The organism is Paenarthrobacter sp. TAF1, assembly GCF_052113825.1.
In the GTDB taxonomy this organism is placed as follows: Bacteria; Actinomycetota; Actinomycetes; order Actinomycetales; family Micrococcaceae; genus Arthrobacter; species Arthrobacter nicotinovorans.
The window spans coordinates 292,458-309,996 of sequence record NZ_JBFRDO010000005.1 but is presented as its reverse complement, the minus strand read 5'-3'; the positions used below and the strand labels follow the sequence as shown (position 1 = coordinate 309,996).

Here is a 17,539-nt window from a genome sequence, read left to right as displayed (position 1 = left end):
TGGAGCTGTTCAGCTGTCCCTCGGACTCACAGAACGGTGGGAGTTGTGAAACTCGAATTGAAGGGGATCTCGAAAGCCTTCGGGACCTTCTACGCCAACCAAGACATCGACCTCGTGGTCGAATCCGGCCAGATCCACTGCCTTCTAGGCGAAAACGGTGCCGGCAAATCAACCCTCATGAACGTGCTGTACGGGCTCTACGAGCCCACCGCCGGCCAGATCCTGGTAGATGACCAACCCGTCAACTTCCGCGGCCCCGGCGATGCCATGGCGGCGGGCATCGGCATGGTGCACCAGCACTTCATGCTGGTCCCGGTCTTCACGGTCGCCGAGAACGTTGCGCTCGGTGCTGAACCGACGTCGTTCGGCGGTGTCCTCAGCATCGATGAAACCCGGAAGAAGATCCGGGAAATCTCCGACAGGTACGGCTTCGACGTCGATCCCGATGCCCTGGTGGAGGACCTCCCCGTGGGCGTCCAGCAGCGCGTGGAGATCATCAAGGCGCTGGTACGGGAAGCCAAGGTCCTCATCTTGGACGAGCCCACAGCCGTGCTGACCCCGCAGGAAACCGATGAGCTCCTGGACATCATGCGCCAGCTCAAAGCCGGCGGCACGTCCATCGTCTTCATTTCGCACAAGCTGCGGGAAGTGAAGGCTGTTTCCGACGTCATTACCGTGGTCCGCCGCGGCAAAGTGGTAGGCGACGCCCCTCCTACGGCATCGGCCACGGAGCTTGCTTCCATGATGGTGGGCCGGCCGGTCAGCCTGAGCCTGAACAAGGCTGCCGCGCAGCCGAAGGAAACCACGTTCGTCGTCGAAAACCTCACTGTCCGCGCCGCAAACGGCACCAACGTCGTGGACGGCATCAGCTTCGATATCGCCCAAGGTGAGATCCTCGCCGTCGCCGGTGTCCAGGGCAACGGCCAAACGGAACTGACGGAAGCCATCCTCGGCATCCAGGAACATGTCACAGGTTCGGTGGTCCTGGACGGGAAGCAGCTTCTCGGACTGCCCGTCAAGGAAGTCCTGCGTTCCGGCGTCGGCTTCGTTCCCGAAGACCGCACCGTGGACGGCCTGGTGGGCCCGTTCTCCGTGGCCGAAAACCTGGTGCTTGACCTCTACGACCAAGCACCGTTTGCCAGCGGCATCAGCATGAAGCCTGCCAAGGTTGCAGAGCATGCCAAGGCCAAGATCGCGGAATTCGATATCCGTACCCCCTCCGCGGGGTCGGCTGCGGGGACCCTGTCCGGCGGTAACCAGCAAAAAGTGGTCATGGCCAGGGAACTTTCGCGTCCGCTGCGGTTGTTCATTGCAAGCCAACCCACACGCGGTGTGGACGTCGGTTCCATCGAGTTCCTGCATAAGCGCATCGTCGCCGAGCGGGATGTCGGAACGCCGGTCATGATCGTTTCCACAGAGCTTGATGAAGTCATTGAGCTCGCAGACAGGATAGCCGTGCTCTATAAGGGCAAACTCGTGGGCATCGTCCCGGCGGGAACACCACGCGACACGCTCGGCTTGATGATGGCCGGCGTCGGCCCCGAAGGAGGCTCCGATGACCAGTAGCAGCGACGGGTCCGCCAAGGACCAGAGACCTGAAGAATCCACAGCGGAAGTCCGGGCAGCTGACGTTGCCTTGGATACTGCCGGCGGCGCGTTGGAGCCGTCCATCGTTCCTGTCTCCTCCCAGAGCGGCGAACCGGGGCACCAACAGGGCAACGTCATGCGTCGGATCGTGATGGGCAATGGCTTCGTTTCGGTCCTGGCCGTGATCGTGGCCCTTTTCCTCGGTGGACTGCTGATTGCCAGTACGGACACCCAGGTAGCCAAGACCGCAGGGTACCTGTTCGCCCGCCCCAGCGACTTCCTGAGTGCGCTGTGGTCTGCCATGACGGACAGCTACGTGGCCCTCTTCCAAGGTGCGGTGTTCAACAGCCGCCAGGGGTTCGCTCCGCTGCTTGAAACCATGACAGTGGCGACGCCGCTCATTTGCGCGGGCCTGGGCGTGGCCCTGGCGTTCCGCGCAGGCCTGTTCAACATCGGGGCGCAGGGGCAGATCATCATCAGTGCCACCCTGGCCGCCTATGTTGGTTTCACCTGGCACCTGCCGTTTGGCCTGCACCTCCTCCTGGTGATCATCATGGGTGTCCTCGGTGGCGCCGCATGGGGCGCAATCGTTGGGATCCTTAAGGCCAGGACCGGCGCGCACGAGGTCATCGTGACCATCATGCTGAACTACGTGGCGCTGTTCCTGCTGGACTTCCTCCTGAACACCGCCGCCTTCCGGCGCCCTGGGGACAACAGCCCCATTTCGCCGCGTCTGGATGAATCGGCCACCTATCCGGTGCTGATCCCGGGATCCCGGCTCCACCTGGGCTTCCTGGTGGCCATCGCGCTGACCTATGGCGTGTGGTGGCTGCTGAACCGCTCCACCATCGGTTTCGAATTCCGTGCCGTCGGCGCCAACCCCGTGGCCGCGCGTACGGCCGGGGTGAAGGTGCCACGCGCCACCATCATGGTGATGGCTTTGGCCGGTGCCCTGGCGGCGTTTGGCGGTGTCGCACAGGTTGCGGGCACGGAGAAAGTCCTCACCGGCGGCGTGGCTGCACAGATCGGATTCGACTCCATCACTGTTGCCCTGCTGGGCCGCAGTACACCGTGGGGCACTTTCTTCGCCGGACTGTTGTTCGGGGCTTTCCGTGCCGGTGCCGTGCAGATGCAGATCCAGACGGGAACCCCCATCGACATCGTGCTCGTGGTCCAATCCCTGATCGTCCTGTTCATCGCCGCACCGCCCCTGATCAGGTCGATCTTCCGGCTCGAGGGCAAGAAAAAGAAGAAGAACAAGACACCGAAGGCGGCTCCTGAAGCTGCCCTTGCCAATGCCACCGGAGGTGCCAAATGAGCGCGACAACCACCGCTCCAACGCCCGGGTCCACGGCCCTGCCGGGGTTCCGGCCCTCACTGAAGGTTCCGGTTTCGCTGGGCGTCCTCGCCCTCATCGCGCTGGTGTTCTTCGGCTTCCTGGGCTCGGACAAGACCGCGGAGATGAAAATCAGCGACGCCGGTGACGCCGTTGCCGTTCCTGCCCTCATGATTCCGGGACAGGTGGGCGGCATTGTCTTCGGCATCCTGCTGCTGGCCATGGCTGCCTACTCGATCTACCTCTGGACGCAGGGGGAAAAATCGCCGAAGTGGCTCCCCATTGCCTTTGCCGTGGTCTTTGTCTTCGCCCTCCTGGTGTGGATCGTGGCCGGGGCCCGCCAGCCATCCATCTCATTGGCGGGCCTGGTCGCCGGGTCGGTGACCCTCGCCGTTCCGTTGGTTTTCGGCTCGCTGTCCGGTGTTTTGTGTGAGCGCGTCGGCGTCGTCAACATCGCCATCGAAGGCCAGCTTCTGGGCGGCGCTTTCACGGCGGCGCTCGTAGCCACCATGACCGGCAGCCCGTACATCGGCCTGATTGCGGCTGCTGCCGCCGGCGCGGTGGTGTCCATGGTCCTCGCGGTCTTCAGCATCAAGTACCTCGTCAACCAGATCATCGTCGGCGTGGTGCTCAACGTCCTGGTCTCGGGCCTCACGGGCTTCCTGTACGGCACCCTCATGGTTCCCAACAAGGAGCAGTTCAACACCCCGGGCCGCCTGGACATCCTGCCGATCCCGCTGCTCTCGGATATCCCCATCATCGGGCCCATCCTGTTCGAGCAGTCCATCGCGGGCTACCTCATGTACATCGCAGTGGCCGTGGTGTGGTTCGGCTTGTTCAAGACCCGCTGGGGCTTGCGCGTCCGCGCTGTCGGTGAGCACCCCCAAGCGGCCGATACCCTGGGCATCAACGTCAACGCCACCCGATTCTGGAATGTCACCCTGGGCGGTGCGATCGCCGGTATCGGCGGGGCTGTGTTCACCCTGGTGACCATCGATTCCTTCACCAAGGACATCTCTGGTGGCCGCGGCTTCATTGCCCTCGCTGCCCTGATCTTTGGCCGTTGGAATCCGATCGGCGCGTTCCTGGCGTCGCTGCTCTTTGGTTTCGCGTACAACCTGCAGTCGATCCTGGGCATCATCGGTACCCCGGTGCCCAGCCAGTTCATGGCCATGCTGCCGTACCTGGTGACCATCTTCGCCGTCGCCGGTTTGGTGGGTAAGTCGCGGCCACCGGCCGCAAGCGGCATACCGTACGTGAAGGGTTGACGATGCCGGAAAACGACGTCGACTGGCCCGCCCTGGAAGCAGCCGCGAAACAGGCCATGGAAAACGCCTACGCTCCGTACTCGAAGTTCCCGGTGGGGGCTGCTGCCCTCACCGACGACGGCAGGATCGTCAGCGGCTGCAACGTCGAGAACGCCAGCTACGGGCTGACCCTCTGTGCCGAGTGCGCGCTGGTGGGCCAACTCCACATGACCGGTGGCGGAAGGCTTGCCGCGTTCTATTGCGTGGACGGGCAAGGCAACATCCTCATGCCGTGTGGCCGCTGCCGCCAGTTGCTCTATGAATTCAGGGCCCCCGGCATGCAGCTCATGACCACCCAAGGCATCAAAACCATGGACCAGGTACTGCCCGACGCCTTTGGTCCGGAACACCTGGAGGAAACCACGTGACCAGTACCGAAGCGTTCGACGCCGTTCAGATCATCACCATCAAGCGGGACAAGGGCACGCTCACGCCTGAGCAGATCGATTGGACCATCGACGCGTACACCCGTGGCGTGATCGCCGAGGAACAGATGGCAGCGCTCAACATGGCCATCCTCCTCAACGGCATGGACCGCGCCGAAATATCGCGGTGGACTTCCGCCATGATCGCCTCGGGCGAGCGGATGGACTTTTCGTCCCTCACAAGGCCCGACGGCGGCATGAAAGCTACGAGCGACAAGCACTCCACCGGCGGGGTCGGGGACAAGATCACGCTGCCGCTGGCACCTCTCGTGGCCGTCTTCGGCGTCGCGGTACCGCAGTTGTCGGGCCGCGGACTTGGCCACACCGGCGGGACCCTGGACAAGCTTGAGGCCATTCCCGGATGGCGGGCCAACCTCAGCAATGACGAGATCATGTCCCAGCTCCAGGACGTGGGAGCGGTCATTTGCGCGGCAGGTTCGGGGCTGGCGCCTGCGGACAAGAAGCTGTACGCACTCCGCGACGTCACCGGAACGGTGGAGGCGATTCCGCTGATTGCTTCCTCGATCATGAGCAAGAAGATCGCGGAGGGCACGGGATCGCTGGTGTTGGACGTCAAGGTTGGTTCGGGTGCTTTCATGAAGGATGAAGCCCGGGCCCGGGAGCTTGCCGAAACCATGGTGGCCCTGGGCAAGGACGCCGGCGTGCACACCGTGGCGCTGATAACGGACATGTCCACCCCGCTCGGATTGACGGCCGGAAACGCCATCGAGGTAGAGGAATCCGTGGAGGTCCTGGCCGGCGGCGGTCCGGAAGACGTCGTCGAACTGACGGTCCGCCTGGCTGAGGAAATGCTGGCCGGTGCCGGTATCCACGATGCTGATCCGGCAGCGGCGCTGAAGGACGGCAGGGCCATGGATGTCTGGAACCGGATGATCGAAGCCCAGGGCGGCGATCCCCGGGCCGCACTGCCGGTAGCCAAGGAATCCGAGGTTGTCTACGCCCCGGCAGATGGGGTCCTGGTGGAACTGGACGCTCTTTCCGTGGGCGTCGCAGCCTGGCGCTTGGGCGCCGGCAGGGCACGTAAAGAGGACCAGGTCCAGGCCGGGGCGGGCGTGCGCATGCACGCCAAGCCCGGCGCTTTGGTCCGCGCCGGCGAGCCGCTCATGACGCTCCTGACGGACACTCCGGAGAAGTTTGATCGTGCCAAGGAAGCCCTGCAGGACGCGGTGGTCATTGCCCCTGAGGGTTCACGTCCCGCCCGTCAGCTAATTATCAGCCGCATCGCCTAGGCTGGATTATTCCGGGCCGTCCTGCGGATGGCCCGGAATAATCGTCGTCCGGCGCCTGTGGGGGAGCCGCTACTCGAAGGAAACCGTGCAGGGCATCAACGACTTCATCCTCGCCGCGGCGGAACAGCCGTGGGTGTTGTTCCTGGTGCTCGCCTGTTGCCYCATTGACGGCTTTTTCCCACCGATCCCCAGTGAGTCCGTGGTGGTGGGCCTGAGCGCGGTCTCGGGCAGCAGCGGTTCGCCGAATATCTGGCTGCTGGGCTTGATGGCGGCACTGGGGGCTTTCGCCGGCGACAACATTGCCTACATCATCGGCCAGCGGATCGGCACGCAGCGCTGGCGCTGGATGCGGAGGCAACGGATGCAGGGCGCCTTCCGCTGGGCCGGCAAGGAACTGCGCAGGCGTGCTGCTTCGCTCATCATGGTCGCCAGGTTCATTCCCATCGGCAGGGTGGCGGTCAACCTCACCGCCGGAGCCACGCATTTCAATCACCGCCGCTTCGTTCTCCTGACCGCAGCCTCGGCAGTTCTCTGGGCCAGCTACTCAGTGGTGCTCGGATACTTCTTCGGCGTCTGGTTCGAGCACAACCATCTGCTGGGTGCCGTTATAGCGATTGTGGTGGCAGTGATCCTCGGCATCATCATTGACCGCATCATCAGCCGGGTGCGCGGATCCGTGCCCCTGGACGGCAAGAACATTCCCGGGCAGGACGTCCCGCCTCCACCCACGGTATGACACTCACGGCCTCCCAAGATCAGTCCGCCGGTTGACGCCTCCACGAAGCGTGACCGATAGCGTTAAGCGTGTGATCCCGGGGCTGGGGCGTAGCGAACGACGTCCCGGCCATGGGACACTAAGAGCGACTTCGGTCACACTGTCAAGTCATATTCATCTAGGAGCTACCGCCGCGTGGAGTTTTTGAACCAAATGCTCGAGCATGCAGCCGGGCAGCCCTGGATATATCCGGTCCTTCTGGTCTTTTTCTTCATCGACGGATTTGCCACCATCCTTCCCAGCGAAACAGCCATCGTTGGCCTCTCGGCGCTGTCCCTTCACAGCGGAGAGCCCAACCTATGGATACTGGGGGCAACCGCCCTGGTGGGAGCCATGGCGGGCGACAACATGGCCTACATGCTCGGCCGCAAGATCGGGCTCACACGGTGGAAATGGATGCGCCGCCCCAAGGTGCAGAAGATGTTCGCGTGGGCCCAGTACGAACTGGACAAGCGCGGCGCGGTGCTCATCTTCACGGCCCGCTACATCCCGTGGGGCCGCGTAGCTGTCAACTACGTCGCCGGGCAGACCGGATTCCGGCACCGGACCTTCTTCCTACTGGACGCCTTCGCCTGCATCACGTGGGTGGCCTATTCCATCGGGATCGGTCTGCTCGCCGGGCAGTGGGTCCACAACAACCCACTCCTGGGCGTTGGCATTGCGGTTGCCTTTGCCGTAGTCCTGGGTATCGTCGTCGATCACGCGCTCCGCTGGTGGCACAAGTACCTCGAGAAGAAGGATCACTCCAAGGACGCCGCCGCGAGTGCCGAGGCACCTGAGGTGGAAAAGTCCCAAAAGGCGGTTGTCGGCGTCGACCGTTCAAAGCCTGCTGGCTAAGGTCCCGCCGTCGCCCTAGTCTTAGTACGTGACTGAGCCCATACTTGACGCCGCCCCTGCCCTCGACTTCGATCTGAAGAGCCTCCCCAAAGTTTCCCTTCACGACCACCTGGATGGAGGCCTGCGCCCCGCCACCATCATCGAACTGGCCGAAGCCGTAGGCCACACGCTGCCATCCACCGATGCTGTCGCCCTCGGTGAATGGTTCCGCGAGTCCGCCGACTCCGGCTCGCTGGTCCGTTACCTCGAAACGTTCGACCACACCATCGCGGTTATGCAGACCAAGGAAGGCCTGTTCCGGGTCGCCAAGGAATTCGTTGAGGACCTGGCTGAAGACGGCGTGGTGTACGGCGAAGTCCGTTGGGCCCCGGAACAGCACCTCCAGAAGGGCCTGACCCTGGACGAAGTGGTGGAAGCCGTCCAGACCGGCCTCGAAGCGGGCGTGGATGCAGCAGAAGAGCGTGGCCAGCAGATCCAGGTCGGGCAACTAATCACCGCCATGCGCCACGCCGACCGTGGCCAGGAAATCGCTGAGCTCGCCGTCCGTCACCGGGCCAATGGAGCCGTCGGCTTCGATATCGCCGGGGCCGAGGACGGCTTCCTGCCCTCGCGCTTCAAGGATGCGTTCACCTACCTGGCGGAGAACAACTTCCCCGCCACAGTCCACGCAGGAGAGGCAGCCGGACTCGAAAGCATCCAGTCCGCACTCGTGGACGGCCGGGCACTGCGCCTTGGCCATGGCGTGCGGATCGCCGAGGACATCTCGGTTGAGTTCGAGGACAACTCGGACGACGACGGCGAAGACACCGTGGGCATGGTGACCATCGGCAGCGTGGCTGCCTGGGTCCGCGACCGCGGCATCGCCCTGGAGATCTGCCCGTCGTCCAACCTCCAGACCGGCGCCATTTCCGGTTTTGGCGAGGGCATTGAAAGCCACCCGGTGGACATGCTCTTCCAGCTCGGCTTCAACGTGACCATCAACACCGATAACCGCCTCATGAGCGGCGTCACCCTGACGGATGAGTTCGAGCTCCTGGTGGAGACGTTCGACTATGACCTCGATGACCTGCTGGAACTGACACTCAACGCAGCCGAAGCGGCCTTCCTGCCGCTGGATGAGCGCGAGGCGCTGGTCGAGTACATCAACGATGCCTACGCCAACCTCGGCTGACAATTGCTACGGGCTCACAGAGCTCATCGGGACGATCGCCGCATTACGTGAGCATTGCCCCTGGATGGGTGCCCTGACTCATGAGTCGCTGGTGGAGTACCTGATCGAGGAAGCCTATGAAGTGGTGGACTCGATCGAGGCGGGTGCTGTTGACGATGAGCTTCGCGGCGAGCTGGGCGATGTACTGCTTCAGGTAGTACTTCACGCCMGGCTCGCCGAGGAGCGCGGCAGCTTCGACTTCGAGGCCGTGGCCGCGGACATCAATGCCAAGATGATCCGGCGGAACCGGCACGTCTTCAAGCCCGACGGTTCCCTCCAGGAAAGCTCTCCGGCCAGTGTCGAGGAAATCATCCTCAAGTGGGACGCGGCCAAGCGTGCGGAGAAACCGGAGCGGGAGGACCCCTTCGAGGGCATTCCGCCCCACCTTCCGGCGTTGGCGGCGGCGCAGAAGTCCCTGGACCGGGCGGTCCGTGCAGGCTTGGACGTCGACGCGCAAGGCGCGCCGGCCGGCGTCGCCGTTCCCGTCATCCCTGCCACGGAAGAGGCGCTCGGCGAGTTGCTGCTGGCGGTCGTCGCCGGGGCCAGGGAGCAGGGACTCGACGCCGAACGCGCCCTCCGCGCCGCAGTTCGATCGTTTCAGAACAGCCAGGCCCGGCCTTCATGACGTGAAAGGTTGGAAGTCGTTCCGTAACCTGAGCCACTCTGGACTACGCTAGTAGCGACGAGGACGTTGAGAATTTCCCTCCTCATTCCTGTAATTTGCCCATAAGGAGCACATCCATGGCGCTTATCGATGCCATCCACGCACGCGAGATCCTTGATTCCCGCGGAAACCCGACCGTAGAAGTTGAGGTCCTGCTCTCTGACGGCCAGATCGGCCGCGCAGCAGTTCCCTCCGGTGCTTCCACCGGCGAGCACGAAGCTGTCGAACTCCGCGACGGAGACAAAGGCCGTTACCTCGGCAAGGGTGTCCAGAAGGCCGTAGACGCCGTCATCGACGAGATCTCCCCGGCACTCATTGGCTTCGACGCCACTGACCAGCGCAGCATCGACCAGGCCATGATCGACCTCGACGGCACGCCCAACAAGGGCAAGCTGGGCGCCAACGCCATCCTTGGTGTTTCCCTGGCCGTGGCCAACGCTGCAGCAGCTTCGGCTGACCTGCCGCTGTACAAGTACCTCGGCGGCCCGAACGCCCACGTGCTTCCGGTTCCCCTGATGAACATCCTCAACGGTGGCTCGCACGCCGACTCGGACGTCGACATCCAGGAATTCATGATCGCCCCGATCGGCGCCGAAACCTTCTCCGAAGGCCTCCGCTGGGGCGTTGAGGTCTACCACAACCTCAAGGCTGTCCTCCAGGAAAAGGGCCTCTCCACCGGCCTCGGCGACGAAGGCGGCTTCGCCCCCAACCTGCCGTCCAACCGCGCCGCACTGGACCTGATCCAGGAAGCCATCAAGAACGCCGGCTACACCCCGGGTACGGACATCGCACTGGCTCTGGACGTTGCCTCCTCCGAGTTCTTCAAGAACGGCGCCTACCAGTTCGAAGGCAAAGCACTCTCCGCCACCGAGATGAGCGCCTACTACGCCGAACTCGTTGCCGACTACCCGCTGGTCTCCATCGAGGACCCGCTGGACGAGAACGACTGGGAAGGCTGGAAGACCCTTACCGACACCATCGGTGACAAGGTCCAGCTGGTGGGCGACGACCTCTTCGTCACCAACCCGGTCCGCCTGCAGCAGGGCATCGACGCCGCCACGGCCAACTCCTTGCTGGTCAAGGTCAACCAGATCGGTTCCCTGACCGAGACGCTGGACGCCGTTTCCCTGGCCCAGCGCTCCGGCTACACCACCATCACCTCGCACCGCTCCGGCGAAACCGAGGACACCACGATCGCCGATATCGCCGTTGCCACCAACGCCGGCCAGATCAAGACCGGTGCCCCGGCCCGCTCCGAGCGTGTCGCAAAGTACAACCAGCTGCTGCGCATCGAAGAAGAACTCGACGACGCCGCACGCTACGCCGGCCGCAGCGCTTTCCCGCGTTTCAAGGGCTAGCCTTCAGCGAAATCAGTTGACCGGTGGCTATGGTGGAAAGACCATGGCCACCGGTTCTGTTTAAAGCTGGCCAGATTCGACAAGCAAGTTTCGACAAGCAAGTGCAGCAACCCCGCCAGGCAAGCACCGGGCATTACAGGAGTGTCATGGCCACCCGTCGTCCAAAAGTACCCAGGGCCGACGCCCTTGGCCGTCCTTCAGGCACAGCCCGCCCCGCAGGCGCAACACGCCCTCCCGGGACGTCCGCTGGCGGCCATGCCACCCCGCAGGCCTCCGAGGACGCCGACGTCATTTCCCTGGGTGCCTCACGCGCTGCTGATAAGCCGCGCACCTCTGACAAACCGACGGCGCCACGCACCACAGCGCCCGGCACCCCCGCGCCAGGCACCGGCAAGGCCGGAACAGGTTCCGGCAAAGCAGGCGGCAGCAAGACGGGCTCCGGCGGCAAAGGTGCGTCAGCAAAGGCGGGCGACACCGCAGGCAAGACGGACAAGGACTCCGACAATCTCGATCCCGTGCCCGCAAAAGCCTTCTCAGGCAGGATGCTGGCGCTGGCCGTGGTGATGATTGCCATCACCATCCTGTTGGCGCCCACCGTGAAGATCTTCCTGGAGAAGCGTGCTGAAATCTCAGCCCTGGAGGCCGAAATTGCCAGCCGCAAGGCGGAGCAAACTGAGCTGAACAAGCAGATCTCACGGTGGCAGGATCCCAACTATGTGAAACAGCAGGCCCGCGACCGCATTAACATGGTTATGCCGGGTGAAACAGGTTACTGGGTGTTTGGCGGGGAAGATGCCGCCGGCACGCCGGGTGGCCGCACCGGCTCCGGATCAACTGCAAACCCGGAGAATCTGCCCTGGGTGGATGCTCTCTGGGAGTCCATCAGACGATCGGCAACAGACTAGACGCGGCGCCCACCGCCGTCGTGTCCGCATGGGACACGGCAACAAGGGCAGGAAGGTTGGCAGCGCAAGTGGAAGAGAACACGGCAGCCGTGCCGCAGGAATCCCGCCAGCCATCAGCACACGACCTCGAGGTCCTCAGCCGCCAGCTCGGCAGGCCGGTCCGGGACGTCGTGGAGATCCCGGCACGCTGTGTGTGCGGCAACCCGCTGGTGGCGGCGACCGCGCCGCGGCTCAGCAACGGGACCCCGTTTCCCACCACGTTCTACCTGACCCACCCGGTCATCACCTCCGCTGTTTCGCGGCTTGAAGCAGGTGGGCTCATGAACGAAATGAACCAGCGCCTGACCGGTGAGCAGGACCTTGCTGACGCCTACCGGGGCGCCCATGAGGCGTATCTGCAGGCTCGAAACGACATCGCCGGCCGCTCCGGCACCGGTGCCGTCCCCGAGATCGACGGAATCTCCGCCGGGGGCATGCCGACCCGCGTGAAATGCCTGCACGTCCTGGTGGGCCACTCCCTGGCCGCTGGTCCGGGCGTCAACCCGCTCGGCGACGAGGCCATCGAAGCCATCTCCGAGTGGTGGACCAAGGACCGTTGTTACTGCGACGGAGCATGGGACACCGCGGGGGAGGCGCCCTCCCGGGACTTGAGCCGACACGGACCCCAGGGTCTTCCGGAGATCGTGGGACGCCCGGCGCCGGTGCGCAAGGCCCAGTCCGCAACCCCTGCAGAAGAGGGAAACGCATGAGCCGTGTGGCCGCCATCGACTGCGGAACCAACTCCATCCGGCTCCTCATCGCCGACGCTTCGGCGAGCGGCGCACCGGGGCCGCTGACCGACGTCGTGCGTGAGATGCGCGTGGTGCGGCTGGGCCAGGGCGTGGATGCCACCGGCGAGCTTGCTCCGGAGGCCCTTGAGCGTACCTTCGCAGCCGCCCGCGATTACGCGCGCCTGATCGAGGACCATGGCGCCCGGCGGGTCCGTTTCGCAGCAACTTCGGCTACCCGCGATGCCCGTAACAGGCAGGTTTTCGTGGACGGGATCCGGGACTTGCTGGGAGTTGAGCCCGAGGTCATCTCCGGTGACGAGGAAGCTGCCTTGTCCTTCGCCGGCGCAAGCAGCGTCCTGCCCGTCACGGGGGAGGACGCCATCCTGGTGGTGGACCTCGGCGGCGGGAGCACGGAGTTTGTCCTGGGCGACTCTGGCGGCGTGATCGCCGCCCGATCCGTGGACATCGGCTGCGTGCGGCTCACCGAACGCCACCTTCGCAACGATCCGCCCACTGCCGCTCAAATCGCTGCCGCAGAGGCCGACGTCGATGCCGCGATCGACCTCGCGGCCCGGACGGTCCCGTTTGACCGCGCCACAGCCGTGGTTGGAGTGGCGGGCTCCATCACCACCATCACCGCGCACGCGTTGGGCCTGAGCGAATACCAGCCCGAGCGGATCCACGGCGCATCCCTGGACCTTGTGACCATCAGCGACGCCTGCACCAGCCTGCTGGAAATGACCCGGGCCGAACGCGCAGCGCTTCCCTACATGCATCCCGGACGCGTGGATGTCATCGGGGCCGGAGCCTTGGTGTGGCGCCGGATCCTGGCCCGGCTGGCTGAGGCCGGCAACGGGAGGATCCGTGGAGCCGTTTCGAGCGAGCACGACATCCTGGACGGCATTGCCCTGAGCATCCGGGACGCTGAATGACGGTGCTGCGCCGCCGTACCCTCTCCGCCGCCCTTGCCTCCGTGCTGGCCGGCGGTGCGCTGCTGGGTGCCGTCGTGACGGCTCCGGCCGCGGTGGCGGACGCCTGGCGTGACAAGGAGTTCTGGATCAAGGATTCCGGGGTTGCCAACGCCTGGCAGGTCTCCAAGGGGGCAGGGGTCAAAGTGGCGATCATCGACAGCGGCGTCGATGGAAACCACCCCGACCTCAAGGGTGCCGTGGTGGGCGGTACGGATGTCTCCGGAGCCGGTACCCCCGACGGGCAAAAGAGCATCGGTGCCAAGACCGAGCACGGAACGCTGGTGGCTACCATGCTGGCAGGGCGAGGGCATGCGACGCCCACGCCGCCACCGTCGGCGTCGGCTTCGGCCTCCGCGACACCCTCGTCCCCGCCTGTCCCCACGACTCCTCCTGCCGGGGGACCGGACGGGATCACCGGCGTGGCACCGGAAGCCCAGATCCTGTCGGTGTCCACCTGGCTTGGTTCGCCCAACCCCGGCGGGAAGACCGATCAGGAGCAAATTCCCGACGCCGTTCGCTGGGCCGTGGACAACGGCGCGAAGGTCATCAACATTTCCCTCGGCAGTACGTCACCGGACTGGCCGCAGAGCTGGGACGCGGCTTTCCTCTATGCGGAGCAGAAGGATGTCGTCATTGTCGCTGCCGCAGGGAACCGCGTGGGCGGAAACGTCCAGGTAGGGGCCCCGGCCACCATCCCGGGCGTCCTTACCGTTGCCGGGCTCGACGGCGAAGGCCGCGCCAGCGTGGACTCGTCGTCACAGGGCATCAGCATCGGGGTGGCCGCACCGGCGGAGAACCTTGTGGGAGGCATTCCCGGCGGCGGCTACGCCGAATGGGCCGGAACCTCGGGCGCCGCTCCCATCGTTTCCGGCGTGGCGGCCCTCATCCGCTCCAAATGGCCGGAGATGAGTGCCAGCCAGGTCATCAACCGGATTGTCAGTACGGCCAAGGATGCCGGAGCGCCTGGGAAGGATCCGCTGTACGGCTATGGCGTCCTCGACGCCGAGGCTGCGCTCAAGGCCGATGTTCCCACCACCAGCAGCAATCCGCTGGGATCCATCGCGGACTGGATCCGGGTGCATCGCCGCGGGGTGCTCAGTGAGCCTTCACAAGCACCAGTAGCCAGCCCGACCAGTGCTGTGCCCACCCTGGCCGACCCCACCGTTCCTGTCGCCAAGTCTCCGGCGACCGTCGACGATGCCTTGCCCGCCGCCGTCGTACTGGGCTTTGGCGCGCTTTTCATCGCCTTGGTGGCCGGCGCCGCCATCCAGTTGCGGCGGGTGTCGAAGAATCCACCCGCCGTGCCTGAAGAGGTTGAAACGGGCACCTTGGAGACGGTGGATCCGCCCGGCAAAACCTAGTTAGTGAAGATTTTCACAAAGTGTTGTACTCTGGATCCATGGCAACCACCCCAGAGCTCATTGACCGTCCCCGGGTTCTCGTCGTCGGCGGCGGCTACGTCGGCCTGTACGTAGCACTCAAACTGCAGAAGAAGATCGCGAATGCCGGTGGCATCGTCACCGTCGTGGATCCGCTGCCCTACATGACATACCAGCCGTTCCTCCCCGAGGTGGCAGGTGGCAACATCGAGGCACGCCACGCCGTCGTCTCCCACCGTCAGCACCTGAAGCAGACTGAGCTCATCCAGGGCCGCGTCACCGGCATCGACCACGCCAACCGCACTGCGGTCGTGGCTCCTTCCGATGGCGGCGAGCCTTTCGAGATCCCGTACTTCGACGTCGTGATCGCAGCCGGCGCCATCACCCGCACCTTCCCCATCAAGGGCCTCGCGGACAAGGGCATCGGCCTGAAGACCATCGAAGAAGCCGTTGCACTGCGCAACAAGGTCCTGGAGCGCATTGAAGCCGCTTCCACCATGACCGACCCCGCAGAGCGCGCCAAGGCACTGACCTTCGTAGTGGTCGGTGGCGGCTTCGCAGGCATCGAGTGCCTCACCGAAATGGAAGACCTCGCCCGCGCAGCAGTCCGCAACAACCCGCGCGTCCGCCAGGAAGAAGTCCGCTTCATCTTGGTTGAAGCCATGGGCCGCATCATGCCCGAGGTCACCGCCTCGCAGGCCGAGTGGGTCGTGGAGCACCTCCGCAGCCGTGGCATCGAAGTTCTGCTCAACACCTCCTTGGACAGCGCCGAGGGCAACCTCAAGCTCATCAACCTGCCGGACAAGACCTCTGCCGGTGAAGTCGAAGCAGACACGCTCGTTTGGGCTGCCGGTGTGCAGGCCAACCCGATGATCCGGTCCACCGACTTCCCGCTGGAACCGCGCGGCCGCGTCCGCGTCCTCCCGGACCTGCGCATCGCAGGCGACGAAGGCATCGTGGAGAACGCCTGGGCGGCCGGCGACATCGCCGCTGTTCCGGACCTCACGGGGAAGGGCCTGCCGGACGGCACCTGCGTCCCCAACGCCCAGCACGCACTCCGCCAGGCCAAGAAGCTTGCCAAGAACCTGTGGGCTTCCCGCTGGGACAAGCCGCTCCACGACTACAAGCACAAGAACCTTGGTGCTGTTGYCGGCTTCGGCGAGTGGAAGGGCGTTGCCAACATCAACCTGCTGGGCCGCATCGGCCTCAAGGGCGGCCTCGCCTGGCTTGCACACCGTGGCTACCACGGCATGGCCATGCCGACGGTTGAGCGCAAGTTCCGCGTGATCTTTGGCTGGATCCTGTCCTTCTTCGCAGGCCGCGACACCACCCAGCTGATCGACCTCGACAACCCGCGCGGTGCGTTCGTGGCCGCAGCAACGCCGGCTCCCAAGCCTGCCGCAGCTCCGGCGCCCGCTCCTGCGCCCGGGAAGCCTGTCGAGGACAAGACCCCGGTGACTGCTGACGCCAAGTAGTACAAGCACCAATTAGTACAAGCACCACGGCGGCCGCCCCCTGCGGGGAGTGGCCGCCGTCGTCGTTTAATCCGTCTTCTAGACTGAAGCCATGCCCGGTGAAACAGATCTGACCACCCTGCTGGAATCCCTGCACCCCGTGTTCCGCGACGGTGACTATGTGTACGCGCTCTGGCCGCACGGGCGTCCATTGGAAGGCGCCATTGAGGCCGCTGTCCGGGAGGCTGAGGGCCTGACGGTGGTGTTGCACCGGGATGAGGCGGACAGGCTCGGACTCAGTTACGACTTTGTGGCCTCGTGGATTACGCTGCAGGTCCACTCCGCGCTGGAAGCCGTGGGACTGACCGCTGCAGTCAGCGCAGCGCTCACGCACGCGGGCATCAGCTGCAACGTCCTTGCCGGTTTCCACCACGACCACCTGCTGGTGCCGGTGGCGGACGCGCCGCGGGCGATGGGTGTGTTGCGGCTGCTGGCGCAGGGTCTGGTCCTGCGCACTGAGCGGCCGGCAGATCGCCCGGAGATCCTGGAACTGACCGCGCGCGCTTTCGCCATTTCGCCGGTGACGGGCGAGCCGGTGGAGGGCGTTCCGATTGAAGCAGGGCTGCTCCGGGAACTCTTTGACTGCAGCGGGTACCTTCCGGAACTCAGTGTGGTGGCTGAGGCAGGCGGCGAAATAGTGGGCCATGCGATCTCAACCCGGGGGTGGGTGGGAGACTTGGAGCTCCTTGGGCTGGGGCCGATCGGCGTGCTTCCGCAGTTCCAGGGCCGTGGCGTCGGTTCTGCCCTCATGCGCGAGACGGTGGCCCGTGCCACCGCCATGGGGGAACCGGGGATCGCGCTGCTGGGAAGCCCGGGCTACTATCAGCGGTTCGGCTTTGTGCCGGCAAGGCCCCTGGGCGTGGCACCACCGGAAGCGGGGTGGGGAGATCACTTCCAGCTGCTGGCACTGCCGGACTGGCCCGACGGCGTTCACGGCACCTTCCGGTACGCCGAACCCTTCAACCGGCTGTAGCTGGGATACCATGGTCCGGGCGCCCCAGTAGCCCAATTGGCAGAGGCAGCGGACTTAAAATCCGCGTGTTGTGGGTTCGAGTCCCACCTGGGGCACACAGGGCAAGTGGGTGCCCGCTCCGCAACATTGTTGCAAATAGGCTGGTCAGAGGGCTTTCCCGTGGGTGCACGAAGGTGATGCTGGAGCGTTGGGTGGTGGTGCGGACTGGTGCGCACGATTGCGCCGTGCAACCCCGGAGTTGCGGATGCAACCCTTAACGCAACCGGTGCAGGGTCGTC

The 17,539-nt window shown here is 64.8% G+C and carries 16 protein-coding genes and 1 tRNA gene; all 17 read left to right on the top strand.

The annotated features are described in order from the left end of the window. The first annotated feature begins 45 nt into the window (after nt 1-45). Nucleotides 46-1,566, top strand: a complete 1,521-nt coding sequence (locus AB4Y81_RS09580; RefSeq protein WP_441995722.1) for an ABC transporter ATP-binding protein — start codon at nt 46-48, stop codon at nt 1,564-1,566. Continuing rightward, a complete protein-coding gene (locus AB4Y81_RS09575; protein ID WP_189075911.1) occupies nt 1,556-2,905 on the top strand; it encodes an ABC transporter permease in 1,350 nt (449 codons plus the stop codon). Before AB4Y81_RS09580 ends, AB4Y81_RS09575 begins: the two co-directional genes overlap by 11 nt. Further along, on the top strand, nt 2,902-4,191 hold the full coding sequence (locus AB4Y81_RS09570; protein ID WP_018777263.1) for an ABC transporter permease: 1,290 nt from the start codon (nt 2,902-2,904) through the stop codon (nt 4,189-4,191). The genes AB4Y81_RS09575 and AB4Y81_RS09570 overlap by 4 nt, the downstream gene beginning before the upstream one ends. Before the next feature lie 2 nt (nt 4,192-4,193). After that, the gene (locus AB4Y81_RS09565) at nt 4,194-4,598 is read left to right on the top strand and encodes a cytidine deaminase (RefSeq protein WP_018777264.1); all 405 of its coding nucleotides are present in this window, start codon (nt 4,194-4,196) and stop codon (nt 4,596-4,598) included. Further along, the gene (locus tag AB4Y81_RS09560) at nt 4,595-5,905 is read left to right on the top strand and encodes a thymidine phosphorylase (RefSeq protein ID WP_018777265.1); all 1,311 of its coding nucleotides are present in this window, start codon (nt 4,595-4,597) and stop codon (nt 5,903-5,905) included. The genes AB4Y81_RS09565 and AB4Y81_RS09560 overlap by 4 nt, the downstream gene beginning before the upstream one ends. Nucleotides 5,906-5,990: 85 nt before the next feature. Beyond that, a complete protein-coding gene (locus AB4Y81_RS09555; RefSeq protein ID WP_441995721.1) occupies nt 5,991-6,641 on the top strand; it encodes a DedA family protein in 651 nt (216 codons plus the stop codon). A 192-nt stretch (nt 6,642-6,833) separates the two neighbouring features. After that, nucleotides 6,834-7,517: a DedA family protein gene (locus AB4Y81_RS09550; RefSeq protein ID WP_055975192.1), complete on the top strand. Its 684-nt coding sequence runs from the start codon at nt 6,834-6,836 to the stop codon at nt 7,515-7,517. A gap of 28 nt (nt 7,518-7,545) precedes the next feature. After that, nucleotides 7,546-8,688, top strand: coding sequence for an adenosine deaminase (locus AB4Y81_RS09545; RefSeq protein ID WP_018777268.1), 1,143 nt, complete (start codon nt 7,546-7,548; stop codon nt 8,686-8,688). Continuing rightward, nucleotides 8,666-9,352 carry a MazG nucleotide pyrophosphohydrolase domain-containing protein gene (locus AB4Y81_RS09540; RefSeq protein ID WP_189075910.1) on the top strand — a complete coding sequence of 229 codons (687 nt, stop codon included), beginning with the start codon at nt 8,666-8,668 and terminating at the stop codon, nt 9,350-9,352. The genes AB4Y81_RS09545 and AB4Y81_RS09540 overlap by 23 nt, the downstream gene beginning before the upstream one ends. Nucleotides 9,353-9,468: 116 nt before the next feature. Then, complete coding sequence (eno, locus tag AB4Y81_RS09535; RefSeq protein WP_189075909.1) at nt 9,469-10,749, top strand: phosphopyruvate hydratase; 1,281 nt, start codon at nt 9,469-9,471, stop codon at nt 10,747-10,749. 146 nt (nt 10,750-10,895) lie between these two features. Further along, nucleotides 10,896-11,654 carry an FtsB family cell division protein gene (locus AB4Y81_RS09530; protein ID WP_018777271.1) on the top strand — a complete coding sequence of 253 codons (759 nt, stop codon included), beginning with the start codon at nt 10,896-10,898 and terminating at the stop codon, nt 11,652-11,654. A gap of 68 nt (nt 11,655-11,722) precedes the next feature. Beyond that, on the top strand, nt 11,723-12,403 hold the full coding sequence (locus AB4Y81_RS09525) for a DUF501 domain-containing protein (RefSeq protein ID WP_189075908.1): 681 nt from the start codon (nt 11,723-11,725) through the stop codon (nt 12,401-12,403). Continuing rightward, entirely contained in the window at nt 12,400-13,356 is a 957-nt protein-coding gene (locus tag AB4Y81_RS09520; RefSeq protein ID WP_018777273.1) for a Ppx/GppA phosphatase family protein, read from the top strand. Before AB4Y81_RS09525 ends, AB4Y81_RS09520 begins: the two co-directional genes overlap by 4 nt. Then, nucleotides 13,353-14,756 carry a S8 family serine peptidase gene (locus tag AB4Y81_RS09515; protein WP_064721923.1) on the top strand — a complete coding sequence of 468 codons (1,404 nt, stop codon included), beginning with the start codon at nt 13,353-13,355 and terminating at the stop codon, nt 14,754-14,756. Before AB4Y81_RS09520 ends, AB4Y81_RS09515 begins: the two co-directional genes overlap by 4 nt. A 38-nt stretch (nt 14,757-14,794) precedes the next feature. After that, nucleotides 14,795-16,249, top strand: coding sequence for an NAD(P)/FAD-dependent oxidoreductase (locus AB4Y81_RS09510; protein WP_441995720.1), 1,455 nt, complete (start codon nt 14,795-14,797; stop codon nt 16,247-16,249). 91 nt (nt 16,250-16,340) lie between these two features. Next, nucleotides 16,341-17,261 (top strand): N-acetyltransferase, encoded by a 921-nt coding sequence (locus AB4Y81_RS09505; RefSeq protein WP_018777276.1) that lies wholly within the window; start codon nt 16,341-16,343, stop codon nt 17,259-17,261. Between the two features lie 21 nt (nt 17,262-17,282). Continuing rightward, nucleotides 17,283-17,356: transfer RNA gene (locus AB4Y81_RS09500), tRNA-Leu, on the top strand. The last annotated feature ends 183 nt before the right edge of the window (nt 17,357-17,539 follow it).